Origin of the sequence: Trichocoleus sp. FACHB-6, assembly GCF_014695815.1 — a bacterium.
Taxonomy (GTDB): domain Bacteria; phylum Cyanobacteriota; class Cyanobacteriia; order Cyanobacteriales; family FACHB-T130; genus Funiculus; species Funiculus sociatus.
The window spans coordinates 16,693-29,633 of record NZ_JACJOY010000119.1; the positions used below are offsets into that span (position 1 = coordinate 16,693).

Annotated in this window: 12 protein-coding genes and 2 pseudogenes; 10 read left to right on the forward strand and 4 right to left on the reverse strand. The window is 46.8% G+C overall.

The annotated features are described in order from the left end of the window. Nucleotides 1-18: 18 nt before the first annotated feature. Nucleotides 19-771, reverse strand: a complete 753-nt coding sequence (locus tag H6F66_RS23805; protein ID WP_190426491.1) for a dienelactone hydrolase family protein — start codon at nucleotides 769-771, stop codon at nucleotides 19-21. A 481-nt stretch (nucleotides 772-1,252) separates the two neighbouring features. Here H6F66_RS23805 and H6F66_RS23810 point away from each other — a divergent pair, with 481 nt between their 5' ends. From H6F66_RS23810 to argH, 5 genes are all read left to right on the forward strand, one after another. Next, complete coding sequence (locus tag H6F66_RS23810) at nucleotides 1,253-2,236, forward strand: GntR family transcriptional regulator (protein ID WP_190426494.1); 984 nt, start codon at nucleotides 1,253-1,255, stop codon at nucleotides 2,234-2,236. Between the two features lie 66 nt (nucleotides 2,237-2,302). Continuing rightward, entirely contained in the window at nucleotides 2,303-2,974 is a 672-nt protein-coding gene (locus tag H6F66_RS23815; protein WP_190426497.1) for a nitroreductase family protein, read from the forward strand. Nucleotides 2,975-3,409: 435 nt separating this feature from the next. Next, on the forward strand, nucleotides 3,410-4,876 hold the full coding sequence (locus tag H6F66_RS23820; protein WP_190426500.1) for a PP2C family protein-serine/threonine phosphatase: 1,467 nt from the start codon (nucleotides 3,410-3,412) through the stop codon (nucleotides 4,874-4,876). 136 nt (nucleotides 4,877-5,012) lie between these two features. Next, nucleotides 5,013-5,258 carry a hypothetical protein gene (locus H6F66_RS23825; protein ID WP_347269423.1) on the forward strand — a complete coding sequence of 82 codons (246 nt, stop codon included), beginning with the start codon at nucleotides 5,013-5,015 and terminating at the stop codon, nucleotides 5,256-5,258. 286 nt (nucleotides 5,259-5,544) lie between these two features. Next, nucleotides 5,545-6,933 (forward strand): argininosuccinate lyase, encoded by a 1,389-nt coding sequence (argH, locus tag H6F66_RS23830; RefSeq protein ID WP_190426503.1) that lies wholly within the window; start codon nucleotides 5,545-5,547, stop codon nucleotides 6,931-6,933. Nucleotides 6,934-7,066: 133 nt separating this feature from the next. Here the strand turns inward: argH and H6F66_RS23835 are convergent, their stop codons facing one another. Together H6F66_RS23835 and H6F66_RS23840 are read right to left on the reverse strand one after the other, a co-directional pair. Then, entirely contained in the window at nucleotides 7,067-7,279 is a 213-nt protein-coding gene (locus H6F66_RS23835) for a hypothetical protein (protein WP_190426596.1), read from the reverse strand. A 151-nt stretch (nucleotides 7,280-7,430) separates the two neighbouring features. Further along, nucleotides 7,431-7,684, reverse strand: a pseudogene (locus tag H6F66_RS23840) (RNA-binding protein). 282 nt (nucleotides 7,685-7,966) lie between these two features. Here H6F66_RS23840 and bcp point away from each other — a divergent pair. The 3 genes from bcp to H6F66_RS23855 all read left to right on the forward strand — a co-directional run bounded on the left by bcp (nucleotide 7,967) and on the right by H6F66_RS23855 (nucleotide 9,880). After that, nucleotides 7,967-8,422: a thioredoxin-dependent thiol peroxidase gene (bcp, locus tag H6F66_RS23845; protein WP_190426506.1), complete on the forward strand. Its 456-nt coding sequence runs from the start codon at nucleotides 7,967-7,969 to the stop codon at nucleotides 8,420-8,422. 116 nt (nucleotides 8,423-8,538) lie between these two features. Further along, nucleotides 8,539-8,994, forward strand: coding sequence for an NUDIX hydrolase (locus tag H6F66_RS23850; RefSeq protein ID WP_190426509.1), 456 nt, complete (start codon nucleotides 8,539-8,541; stop codon nucleotides 8,992-8,994). Between the two features lie 85 nt (nucleotides 8,995-9,079). Continuing rightward, a complete protein-coding gene (locus H6F66_RS23855; RefSeq protein WP_190426512.1) occupies nucleotides 9,080-9,880 on the forward strand; it encodes an alpha/beta hydrolase in 801 nt (266 codons plus the stop codon). On the opposite strand, the gene H6F66_RS23860 is transcribed toward H6F66_RS23855, so the two are convergent. Further along, nucleotides 9,874-10,614, reverse strand: coding sequence for a pantothenate kinase (locus H6F66_RS23860; RefSeq protein WP_190426515.1), 741 nt, complete (start codon nucleotides 10,612-10,614; stop codon nucleotides 9,874-9,876). The genes H6F66_RS23855 and H6F66_RS23860 overlap by 7 nt on opposite strands. A gap of 114 nt (nucleotides 10,615-10,728) precedes the next feature. On the opposite strand from H6F66_RS23860, the gene H6F66_RS23865 reads away from it, so the two are divergent. Continuing rightward, nucleotides 10,729-12,447 carry a diflavin flavoprotein gene (locus H6F66_RS23865; RefSeq protein ID WP_190426517.1) on the forward strand — a complete coding sequence of 573 codons (1,719 nt, stop codon included), beginning with the start codon at nucleotides 10,729-10,731 and terminating at the stop codon, nucleotides 12,445-12,447. Nucleotides 12,448-12,567: 120 nt separating this feature from the next. Then, nucleotides 12,568-12,902: pseudogene (locus H6F66_RS29560) on the forward strand (GxxExxY protein). Nucleotides 12,903-12,941 lie beyond the last annotated feature (39 nt).

Here is a 12,941-nt window from a genome sequence, read left to right on the forward strand (position 1 = left end):
CAATCGAGCAAAAGTTTTTTAACTCGATTGTTCCGATTTCAGTTGTTGCTCAAATAGCTGCTGCACCTGCTTCCAGGCATCTGCTGCTGTGGCGTTATTGTAACTGGCGCGATGGTCGCAGAAAAAGCCGTGATCTGCTCCATCGTAACGGAAGACGCGATGAGGAATTTTGTGTTTCTCTAGTTCTGCTTCAATTTGGTCTACCTGTTCGGCTGGGATGCTGGCATCTTCCATGCCAAAAAAGGCATAAATTGTCCCAAAAATGTCTTTTGTCCGCGTGACGGTAGGATCTCCGCCGCCGGGAGTGCGAGTGGTAATGCCAGCACCGTAGAAGGAAGCAGTAGTTTTGATATCGGGTAGGGTGGCGGCGAGGTAGGCAACGTGTCCGCCAAAGCAGAAGCCGATGCAGCCGAAGGCTGGTTTTACGTTGCTCCTGGTTTTGAGGTAATTAATTGTTGCTTGGATGTCGCCTAGTAGCTGCGATGCGGTAGTTTGCATCGCGTACTCTCTGCCGATTTCAATGTCTTGGGGGGTGTAACCTGTTTCAAAATCCGGGGCAAGGCGTTGGAAAAGTGCGATCGCGATCGCTACATACCCCTCTTTCGCTATCCTTTCTGTCACCTCCCGGATGTGGACATTTACCCCAAAGATTTCTTGCAGCACCACGACTCCGGGAAAAGTCCCTTCCACTGGCATCGCCAGGTAAGCCGCAATTTCTACATCTCCATTGTGAATCTTGACCGTATCTGTCCGAATCTCTCTGTCTGCCATCAGAATTTCTTCCTTTATTCTGCCATTTTTCTAGCAGATGGTGCTAATATCTTATCTACCAGTACATTGCCCATTATTTTTAGCTTTTTAAGCACTTTGAAATATTTTTAAACTTTTTTCTAACCTTATAGATATTCTTAGAATAACTTTATTTTATTAATTATTTGATTAAAAATTTAAAATAGATTAAAACTTAATATTCTCTTAATTATTATGAGAGATAGATGAGATTCTCTTGTTGAAGACACGAGCTTTTCACGAATAATTTATAGTTGTAGTTTGTAATAAATAGTTAGGTGAAAGTAAGAAACGTGTGATGGAATGAGTTCGGCATTGGTAGACTCAAAAGACAGATTTTTTCCCAGCTACAACGAGCTATACTGACTCAGACAGCTACCCGGAGGGATAAGAAGGGTAGCAATTGTGCTATTACAGATATGCTCCCTCTAACCTCTTTATCGGAGTCTTTGGAGGCTCTGGAATGGTACAATTTCATATTCAACCAGACAGTGAAATACCAGCATCAAAACAGCTGTTTGACCAAATGCAGTTTGCGATCGCATCCCGGCAGTTTCCTCCCGGTCATCGGTTGCCCAGCACACGACAGCTAGCAATGCAGACGGGGTTGCACCGCAACACCATCAGCAAAGTATACCGACAGCTAGAAGAAACCGGACTGGTGGAATCTCAAGCTGGATCGGGCATTTATGTCCGCGCCCAAGGTCACGAGGGCGGGACAAACTTGCGATCGCCCATCCTTGCACAATACCCTCAAGCCTACAAACTGGTGCAGCAAAGCCTCGACGAGTTGCTTAACCAGGGTTGTTCGCTCAACCAAGCTAGAGAACTGTTCCTCTCAGAAATTGACTGGCGCTTGCGTTCCGGTGCGCGGGTGCTGGTGACAGTTCCTTCACGAGACATGGGTGCTGGCGAGTTGATGGTTCAGGAACTGGAAAAATCTTTAGGGATACCAGTGCAACTGGTGCCGATGGAAGAACTTTCCCAAGCTCTGGATCAAACCCACTCCGGTACAGTAGTCACAAGTCGCTATTTTATCGGAGATGCGGAAGCGATCGCTGCCCCCCGGTCAGTGCGCGTTATCCCCGTTGATATCTACGACTACGCCCAAGAACTCCAGCTGATTCAAAAACTCCCCAAAGACAGCTGTCTTGGTGTAGTTAGCCTCAGCTCCGGTATCCTGGGAGTCGTAGAAATTATTATCCACAGCCTGCGTGGAGATGATTTGCTGGTAATGACAGCTCAGGAAAAAGATGCCTACAAAATTAACGCCATCGTCCGCAGCGCCCAAATAGTTATGGCTGATCAGGCAAGTTTCGCTACAGTGAAAGCGGCAGTTGCAACTGCTAGGGAAGATATTATCCGCCCACCCCAGCTATTTTGCAGCGAAAACTACATCGGCACCAAGTCGATTAACTTGCTTAAACGCGAACTAGGTTTAGGGTAAGCAATTTTGAATTAATCATTCTCAAATCGCCCAATCTAAAATTGACAAAAAACAACAGGAGAAAAAATGACAATTGACATGAAACCCTCCACAGGTTTAAAAGATGCCATTGAGCAGCGTCGTGGAGCCAGAGCTTTCCGACCCGACCCGATTCCAGAAGTGATTCTGGAAGAAATTTTGCGTTTAGGAGTACGCGCCCCATCCGGCTACAATTTGCAGCCTTGGCGGTTTATTGTTGTCCAACAGCAAGAAAATAAAGAAAAGCTGAAAGCGTGCGCCTTTAACCAGCGTCAAGTTGGCGAAGCGCCAGTAGTATTGATTTGTTGTGGCGATCGCCGCGTCGCTAAACTAGAAAACATCGAATCCGTCATCGAACTGGGTAGCAAAGCCGGGGCCATGACTGATGATTACGCAAATTATATGCGATCGCAAATTCCCCCCTTCTTTGAAAATCACCCCTCCTTTGGCAGCATGGAAACTTGGACAAACCGCCACACCATGTTAGCCGTAGCGCATATTCTGATTGTTGCCAAGAGCTTTGGTATTGATAGCTGTCCAATGGAAGGGTTTATGGCAGATCAGGTAAAAGAAGCTTTCAATATCCCCCCAGAGGTAGATGTTTGCTGTATAGTACCCTTGGGCTATGCCTCAGAACCTTTTAAAGGGTATGGTGGGCGCTTTGATATCGAGCAGGTTTACTACGGCGAAAGCTACGGCGAATCCCTGCATCTATCTTGAAAATAGCAATCACAAAGCGCCAGAACCAAAAATTTTCCTCATCTTTAGAAAATCTAAAATAAACTCCTTAGGTGATTGGCACAAGAGCAAATAAGCGCTATCATCTCAGCTCAAGTACAAACAATAACTATCCTTTGCCTCAAAGGTCGCGCCAGAAAAGCTAGCTGCAACCAAGATTTTCTAGAACGGTAGAACAAATTACCTTTACCCTAAGTGTTTGAGCGTTGAATTTCTCTCAAAAACAAGCTGTACCAAAAGGTAGATTTACACTATTTGATGAGGATTGGGGCAAAATTTAAAGCGTTGAAATTGCCGACAGGTAAGGTTTTTACAATCAAAAATCACAAATGAGATTACCCTTTGTTCTTCTTTTCACTGATGGCTAATGACTGATGACTGATGACTAAATAACTATGATATTTAATGCCTGACGCTATGACTGCTGTGCCTCTTCCCCGCCAGCCATCTCCCTCAACCGACAGCACCAGTAGTGGTGCCGCTAACGACACAACACCAGTTTTTGCCCTCAAAGAACTGGTGGCACGTTTGCATAAAGAACAGCGCAAGATTCAAGACTTGCTCTCGTCTTTAGGTTTTGCCCTGCGTAGCTTCAACAACTTAAATCAGTTTTTGGAGCTAATTCCAATGATGGCAACACGGGTGACAGATGCCGATGGCGGCATTCTGATCAGATTTCTGCCTAACGGTCAAGTGCGCCTGGAGCGCCTACACTGCCAGGAGGGGCAAGCGTGTCAGGATATTCGCAAGACCCTACAGCTGGCAACTCGTCAGATCAGTAACTCGCTGGCAAAAGCAGCGATGTCCCAAAGTGAGGACACAGGCAAGTTTGCTGCTGTGCCGATATCTGTAGACGAACAACTGAGCCGTTACCTGGGGCCAGACATTAAACTGTTTGGCACGCCCATTTTGGTAAAGAATGCCGAACGGGGACGTTTGTATGTGTTCAGCCGCGATCCGAAATACATTTGGACAGACACGCGACAGAAGTTAGTCCGGTTAGTAGCCGATCAAACCGGAGTAGCGATCGCTAACGATGAACTCACCGTCGAGTTACGCCAAAAAGAACGCTTAGATCGAGAATTAGAAATTGGTGCCGATATTCAACGACACCTGCTACCGCGTCAATGTCCTAATATCCAAGGTGTCGAATTAGCGGCAAAGTGCCAAACGGCTAGCCGAGTCGGTGGAGATTACTACGACTTCATCCCCGCCAACTACGACCAACTGCGACCGAAAAAGAACACCGACTCCGAGATAGATACCGTCCAAGGGCTTTGTGTGCCGTGGAGCGTCGTAATTGGCGATGTCATGGGCAAAGGAGTCCCAGCGGGCTTGATCATGACCATGACGCGGGGGATGCTGCGAACTGAGGTGCTAAACAGGCACACACCAGCCAAGATTCTGCAACACTTAAATCGGGTCATGTACGCCGATCTGGAAAATTCCCATCGGTTTGTCACCCTATTTTATTCCGAGTATGACCCGCAAACCCGCATCCTGTCTTACAGCAACGCCGCGCATAATCCTCCCCTGTTGTGGCAGGCATCAACCCGTACCATCAAACGCCTAGATACCTGGGGAATGCTGATCGGACTGGATGCCGATTCTCAGTACGAGGATGCCCAAGTACATCTGTGTCCTGGGGACACGATTATTTATTACACAGATGGGTTTACGGATGCGGCGAATCAAAATGGCGATCGCTTCGACGAAGAAAACCTCAGTCGCGCCTTCCAGTGGGCTTGTCAGCATTGCAATAGTCCCCAAGCAATTCTAGACTACCTGTTTGAGCGAGTCCAGCAGTTTATCGGTGCATCCAACCGTAACGGCGATGATATGACTCTGGTAGTGATGCAGATCAAAACTCAGTTGTCAAGTTGAAACCTTAAAACGTTGAAACGTGGGAACGTTCCCACGCCTTCGGACTAGCCAAGTCATCCGCTTTATGTTAATAAAATCCTGAACAGATATTTAACGACACCAGCCAACATTCATTGGTTGTGAGGAAATCAGCGTGATGGAACTCTACGGAATGCAAGAAATAATTAATTGGCTGCCCAACTTGACCAACGGACACGATGCTGTATCATTGTGGCTTTCGCACTCACCACTAAATTCGCCCTTCTTGGCTCAGAACATAAGAGATCCAGATGTTTTGGGTCAAATACAACGTGCCTTTAACTACTTTATTAAGTCAGGGCAAGTGTGGGCGCTGTTGATTGGGCTGTTTTTAGGCTACGTGATTCGAGGAATTACAGCTTAGTCATTCGCGGCGTGAAGGTTTAAAGAGGCAAGAAAGGGCGCTGATACCGCTCTAGATCAGGATGAAAAAGTAATCTTTCATACTTCATCTTTCATGCTTCATCCTTCATACTTTTTGGCAACCTGCTTCTACGGGTTGTTCTAGGGAGTGAGGAGTGAGGAGTTAAGAGTGAGGAGTTATTAATTCAAAACTCAAAAGTCAAGACGCGATACATCGTGTCTAGAACAACTCCTCACTCCTCGCCTCCTAACTTTCTTGTCTACTTTCCAAGGTAAACAACAAGCTCGTGACTCAACAAAAAACCTGGAGCCAGCGTTTTGAATCAGCGTTGCATCCCGCGATCGCTCGCTTTAACGCCAGTATCGGCTTTGACATTGAACTTATCGAATATGACATTACAGGTTCTATCGCTCACGCTAAAATGCTTGCCAAAACTGGCATCATCTCCAAACAAGAAGGAGAGCAACTGGTCGCTGGCTTAGAACAGATCCGCCAAGAGTACAGGCTAGGAGAGTTTAACCCAGGCATTGATGCCGAGGATATCCACTTCGCTGTAGAACACCGCCTGACCCAATTGGTAGGTGATGCTGGCAAAAAGCTGCATACAGCGCGATCGCGTAATGACCAAGTAGGCACCGATACGCGCCTCTACCTGCGCGACCAAATTACCCAAATTCGCAGCCAGTTGCGGGAATTTCAGGGAGTCCTCTTCAACCTGGCCGCAGACAATGTAGAAACTCTGATTCCCGGTTATACGCACCTACAACGCGCCCAACCAGTAAGTTTAGCCCATCACCTCTTAGCTTATTTTCAGATGGTACAGCGGGACTGGGAGCGGCTAGGAGAAATCTATAAGCGAGTCAATATTTCACCCCTGGGGAGTGGCGCTTTAGCGGGTACTACTTTCCCCATTGACAGGCACTATACAGCCGAACTGCTGAATTTTGATGGTGTCTATGCAAATAGCATGGATGGAGTGAGCGATCGCGACTTTGCCATTGAATTTTTGTCTGCCTCCAGCATAATCATGGTTCACCTCAGCCGACTCGCTGAGGAAATCATCCTTTGGTCATCTCAGGAATTTGGCTTTGTCACCCTACTAGACACCTGCGCCACGGGCAGCAGCATCATGCCCCAAAAGAAAAACCCCGACGTACCAGAACTGGTGCGGGGTAAAACAGGTCGTGTTTTTGGGCATCTTCAAGGAATGCTGGTGCTGATGAAGGGGCTACCCTTGGCTTACAACAAAGATTTGCAAGACGACAAAGAAGCCCTTTTTGACAGCGTGAAGACAGTTAAAGGCTGCTTGGAAGCAATGACCATTCTGTTGAGCGAGGGGCTAGAGTTTCGCACCTCGCGCCTTGCCCAAGCTGTCGCTGAGGATTTCTCCAACGCCACAGACGTTGCCGACTACTTAGCGGCGCGGGGTGTCCCGTTCCGGGAAGCTTACAACCTTGTCGGCAAAGTTGTAAAAACTTCCCTCGCCGCTGGGAAATTGCTCAAAGATTTGAGCTTAGAAGAGTGGAAAGAATTGCACCCAGCTTTTGAGTCAGACATCTATGATGCGATCGCACCTTCACAAGTCGTTGCTGCCCGCAATAGTTACGGCGGTACTGGCTTCGACCAAGTGCGACAAGCACTTCAAGCTGCCCAATCTCAGCTCAGTGGTGACTAAACAATACCCCACAGCGCCTTAGCTTCGATGCTAGACAACCAAAGACCGCACAGGCGGTCTTTGTTTTAGTCTAGGTAGGCAGGCTTAATCTGCATAGCCCTTGACTTTAGTCGTCAGGCTCTACGCAGCGAAGCTAGGACATTGCGCCCATTCCGCCGCCCATAGCGCCCATTCCGCTCATAGCGCCCATTTTGTCGCTATCCTCTTCTTCATTGTTTCTCTCTCCAGGCGCTCTTTGACGCCGGAATTTAGAGAAACGACCCGTAGTTTGACGCTTACGAAACTTGCGGGCGTATGCTTGATTACGCTGCGCCTTTTCTTTCTTGGGGTTACGGCGCTTCGCCATGTTCACCTCTTTGATAAACTACTAAAACAGTGCCTTAAACGCCTATTTAAGGCAATTCATTATGTCATGCAGCTTTGGTTGCGTTGCCGCTTGCTAAATAAAAACCTTGCCGCACTTACAACGAACAACCAACGAACAACCTATGATAACCTTACAACCTGCCGCGATCGCGTATGGGTCGAGAATTTTCCTTCGGTTTGGCTTTATTCCCTCGCATCAGACGCCCCATCCCTTCGAGATAGCCGCATCTTCTTGAGGAACTTCCACCATTTCCACGAAAGCAAAGCCCCGTATTTTCCCTGTCTCCCGGTCAGTAGGTACGATCAAACTTTTGACCGCATACGCAAAGACTTGTTTAAGGTCTTCTTGAGTGACCTGGTAAGAGTTCCCGACGCAAATAGTCATCCAACAAAATCCATCCGAACAGTTGACTTACAGGATTCAGCTAGAGATGCTTAAGAAACAAAAGCTTCTAAAAACATCTCATAACGTACAAAGGCAACGCGAATTAAGACAGCTTATTCCCCAACACCATTTTTTTAGTCTTGGAAGTCTCGGCATTCAAACCTGTGGAATAAATACCAAAACAGGCTAGCCAAAAGGCGGCAGGTTGCTGATTGACGTTACCGAACTTACATCCTTATCCTCTATCATAACAGTCTGCACGCAGCCAACTAAACAACCTTAATGACACTCAAACCTGGTGATATTGCTCCTGACTTTCAGTTGTTGGATAGCATGGGCAACCTGATACATCTTTCAGACTTCCGAGGGCGGCGAGTCGTGCTATATTTTTATCCCCGCGATAATACTCCCGGCTGCACTAAAGAAGCTTGCGGCTTTCGAGACGCTTACTCAGACTACCAGGCACGCGATATCGTAGTTCTGGGCATCAGTACAGACGATGCTAAATCTCATACCAAATTTGCCACCAAGCTGAAGCTACCTTTTTTGTTGCTATGCGACCCAGAAGGGAAAGTTGCTACCGTTTACGGGTGCTACAAGCTAAAAAAATTCATGGGCAAAGAATTTATGGGAATTGAGCGCAGCACCTTTGTAATTAGTCCAGATGGTACGATTGAGAAGACTTATCTCAAAGTCAAACCGGAATCTCACGCAGCGGAAATTCTGGCCCAGCTATAGCATCAAAAATTACCACTTAGGGGCAACTCATTTGATTAACCGGATCTATGTACTTTGAAACTTTTCAAGCTTTTTGCTTGTCCCTAACTCAATAAACAAAGCTAAGAACTTAACCAATGCGTCGGTCATGGCGATTTGTTCAAACAGTGCTGGGGATCATCTTCCGCCATCCCATCATCGGCACCACCATCATCCCGATTTTACCGGATGGTCGGATTGTGTTCATTCGGCGGCGAGACACGGGACAATGGGGTTTACCTGGGGGTATTGTCGATTGGGGTGAAGACATTGCCACAGCCGCAGGGCGAGAGTTGACTGAAGAAACGGGACTGGAGTTAGTGAAAATCCGCCGCTTAGTTGGGGTATATTCAGCACCAGACCGCGATCCCAGACTTCATTCGATTTGTGTAGCAGTTGAAGCAGAAGTTCAGGGATCGATGCAGGTTCAGGATACGCTGGAAGTTAGTGAAGTACAAGCTTTCTCTAAGGAGACTCTGCCACAAGGCAAACTCTCTCATGACCACGATAAGCAGTTACAGGACTACTTGAACGGCTTAACAACGCTCGCTTAACAGAATTTTAGATTTGGGATTTGGGATTTCGGATTTTAAATCTATCCCAAATCTAATATCTAAAATCTAAAATCTAAAATTTAGGATGATACCGTTACGCAATTCTCGAATTAAACTGTCTCAAGGACAAATTTTCTGGCATGAAGTCGGTCAAGGGACAGCAATTGTGTTTTTACATGGCTCCGCTGACGATAGCAGTCAATGGCTATCGGTTATCGAGCATTTGAGTGAAGATTACCACTGCTTCGCGCCAGATTTATTGGGTTTTGGTGAGTCAGAACGCCCTAACGTCCACTACTCGATTGATTTAGAGGTTGAATGTCTGGCTGATTTATTGGAGGCGTTGAGACAGCGGGAGGTTTATTTAGTTGGTCACTCGCTGGGCGGATGGATTGCGGCAAGCTTTGCGCTGAAATATTTAGAGCAGGTTCGCGGCTTGGTACTGGTAGCGCCTTTTGGGGTGGAAGCTGAGAAATATAAGATAACTCCGCCGTTGTTAATGAAGGTGTCGAGGGCGGCATCTTGGTGTATGCGATCGCTTTCTCGTCTCACAAGTCGGCTGGGTTGGCACAAGAAAACCGGCAAAAAGACCCAAAGACAGCAACAGCCGTTACAGTCTCCCACTGCTGCTAAGTTGTTGTATCAACGTCGCCGCGCTGAAATTCAAGCAGAATTATTAAAGGAACGATTGGAGTGGCTGAAAATTCCAGTTTTGATTTTGCAAGGCGGACAAGATTCACGCGATCGCATCGCCCAAAGTCAAGCCTACGCTGATTTATCCCCACAAGCTCAACTGGAAATCATCAGCAATGCTGGACATGATTTACCGCAAGCATTGCCAGATGTGGTAGCTCAGTATATTCGAGCTTTTGTTAGTAGTCAGTAGCTACTGACTACTGACCGCATTCCTAAAAAAATTATATTGGAGTCAGTGATTACATGATTCCCTATTTCTGGAAATTGGGTTTGGAGATAGGAGAGGAGAATTGCGCGATCGCCTCCAGTTAAAATAATCTTACTTTCTGGGAAATCCTGCCACCAAGCCTCGATAAAGTCTTTTATCCCAGCCAAAACGGTGTAAATCACACCACTCTGAATCGCCTGGGGTGTATTCCGAGCAAAACGTGGCGGCATCCTATCAGGTAATTCAATTTTTGGCAAGGCAGCAGTTTTTTGAGCCAGAGAATTTAGCTGCAACCTCAAACCTGGCAAAATTGCCCCACCTACCAGCCGACCATTAGCATCCGCACCCGTGAAAGTTAACGCAGTTCCAGCATCAATAACCAACACTGGCAAACCCCAAACCTCACCAGCACCCAACACAGCCAAAGCTCTATCAATTCCCAATGTGGGATAAACTCCCTCTAGGGGCAATTGATCCAACGTAATCACGCGAACATCGGTGTAAGCTTGCAAAAGTGCTGTTTGCTCTGGAACCACCGAAGCCAGATAAATTGATTGGGAATTGGGAATTGGGAATTGAGAATTGGGAATTGTCGATAGATGGTCAGTATCCCAAGCTTTCTCAAGCGTCTCTCCCACAAACTGCGCCCAGTGCAGCCGTGAATTCCCAATCATCAAACCTAGCCAATTCTTATCTTTGCGTCTTTGCGGTTCCACGTATTGATATTTCTTAGCTCACTCATAGGTTTTTTAATAAAACGTTACAACGCGGCTCGTGTCAGAATGAAAGAAGAAAAAATACCTATGGGTTATTTATAAGGAGGTCAGAGAATGGTATTACTCACAGACCGAACCCAAAAGCGGTTAACCATACAGACAGAAGAAATCACAGCCGATACGACAACGATCCGATCGCTTGACTGGGATCGCGATCGCTTCGACATAGAATTTGGACTGCAAAACGGCACCACCTACAATTCATTCATAATTCGGGGCGAGAAAACAGCCTTAGTTGACACCTCCCACGAAAAATTCCGGCAACTGTATCTCGACACCCTGACAGGTATCATCGATCCCAAAGAAATTGATTACCTAATTATCAGCCACACCGAGCCAGATCATAGCGGATTAGTCAAAGATGTGTTGGCATTGGCACCCCAAGCAACCGTCGTCGGTTCAAAAGTCGCAATTCAATTTTTAGAAGATTTCGTCCATCAGCCATTTGAACGGCGCATCGTGAAAAATGGAGACAAGCTAGACTTAGGCAACGGACACGAATTAGAATTCGTCATCGCGCCCAACTTGCACTGGCCTGACACCATATTCACATTCGACCACAAAACCCAAACCCTATATACCTGCGATGCGTTTGGGATGCACTATTGTTCAGATAGCATCTTTGACGAAGACTTAGCAGCCATTGAAGCGGATTATCAGTTTTACTACGAGTGTTTAATGGCTCCTAATGCCCGTTCTGTGGTATCAGCCCTAAAGCGGATGGGAGAACTGCCCCAAATTAGCACCATTGCCACCGGACACGGCCCATTATTACACCATAATGTTGTAGAACTGACCGGACGTTATCGCCAGTGGAGTCAAGCCCAAACCAAAGGCGAAACCACCGTAGCTGTATTTTACGTATCCGATTATGGATATAGCGATCGCCTCTCCCAATCTCTTGCCAAAGGCATCACCAAAACTGGTGTTGCAGTCGAGATGGTAGATTTAAAATCAGCCGATCCGCAGGAAGTGCAAGAACTGGTGGGACGTTCCTCTGGCTTAGTTATTGCTACACCCCCAGCCGCATCCGCCACCGCCCAAACCGCTATCGGTACAGTTTTAGCAGCCGCCAAAGACAAACAAACTGTCGGGATTTTCGAGTCTTACGGCGGAGATGATGAACCAGTCGATCCGTTAGTGAGTAAATTTAGAGAATTGGGCTTAAGGGTAGCCTTTCCCGCGATTCGGATTAAAGACACACCCAACGAACTCACCTACCAACTGTGCGAAGAAGCGGGTACAGACTTAGGACAATTACTGACACGCGATCGCAACATCAAGCAGAAAAAATCCCTCGATAACGACCTCGAAAAAGCACTGGGACGCATTAGCGGTGGATTATACATCATCACCGCCAAAAAAAGTGAAGTCACAGGGGCGATGCTTGCATCCTGGGTATCGCAAGCCAGCTTCCAACCACTCGGCTTTACAATTGCCGTAGCCAAAGATCGTGCTATTGAGTCATTGATGCAAGTAGGCGATCGCTTCGTTCTCAACGTCTTAGAAGAAGGCAACTACCAGGGACTAATGAAACACTTTCTCAAGCGTTTCCCGCCCGGTGCAGATCGCTTTGCGGGGATAAAAACCCAACCAGCCGAGAACGGTTCCCCAATTCTCACGGACGCATTAGCCTACATGGAATGCGAAGTTGCAAGCCGCATGGATTGTAGCGATCACTGGATAGTGTACAGCACCGTGCAATCTGGTCGCGTTTCCAAACCCGACGCACTCACAGCAGTTCACCATCGCAAAGTCGGAAATTATTATTAACGCTCTCGGTACGCAAAGGTTTACGCAGAGGTACGCAAAGAGATCCTCTGCGAACCTTTGCGTTTAAAAAGCTTACCAAGAATGACTGAAAACGAGTAATCAAGGGACATTGGGTAGGCGATGAAAGTGCATACCAAGTTAGGGACAGGACTACTAGAATCAGCTTACCTAGCGTGTCTAAATTACGAATTAAATAAAGCTGGATTAATAGTATAACCCAGAAAACCCTTGGCTTTAGTTTAGGAAGAACTACGTTTAAAATGCGCTTATCAAATAGATTTGTTAGTAGAAAAAAAGTAATCGTAGAACTGCAAGCAGTAGAGTCCATTCATCCAATCCATCAAACCCAACTATTAACTTAGCTTAGATTAGCAAACTGTAAACTAGGTCTTCTAATCAACTTCAACGTACTCCACCTAAAAGACGGAATCAAAAGAGTAGTCAACAATCTTTAACCCTCTGCGTACCTTTGCGTTAACCTTTGCGTTTAAATC

Coding starts and splice junctions, on each gene's coding strand:
- H6F66_RS23850 (WP_190426509.1), top strand. CDS start 8,539: ATGCGTCGGTCATGGCGATTTGTTCAAACAGTGCTGGGGATCATCTTC.
- H6F66_RS23805 (WP_190426491.1), bottom strand. CDS start 771: ATGGCAGACAGAGAGATTCGGACAGATACGGTCAAGATTCACAATGGA.
- H6F66_RS23825 (WP_347269423.1), top strand. CDS start 5,013: ATGGAACTCTACGGAATGCAAGAAATAATTAATTGGCTGCCCAACTTG.
- bcp (WP_190426506.1), top strand. CDS start 7,967: ATGACACTCAAACCTGGTGATATTGCTCCTGACTTTCAGTTGTTGGAT.
- H6F66_RS23855 (WP_190426512.1), top strand. CDS start 9,080: ATGATACCGTTACGCAATTCTCGAATTAAACTGTCTCAAGGACAAATT.
- H6F66_RS23815 (WP_190426497.1), top strand. CDS start 2,303: ATGACAATTGACATGAAACCCTCCACAGGTTTAAAAGATGCCATTGAG.
- H6F66_RS23865 (WP_190426517.1), top strand. CDS start 10,729: ATGGTATTACTCACAGACCGAACCCAAAAGCGGTTAACCATACAGACA.
- H6F66_RS23810 (WP_190426494.1), top strand. CDS start 1,253: ATGGTACAATTTCATATTCAACCAGACAGTGAAATACCAGCATCAAAA.
- H6F66_RS23835 (WP_190426596.1), bottom strand. CDS start 7,279: ATGGCGAAGCGCCGTAACCCCAAGAAAGAAAAGGCGCAGCGTAATCAA.
- H6F66_RS23820 (WP_190426500.1), top strand. CDS start 3,410: ATGACTGCTGTGCCTCTTCCCCGCCAGCCATCTCCCTCAACCGACAGC.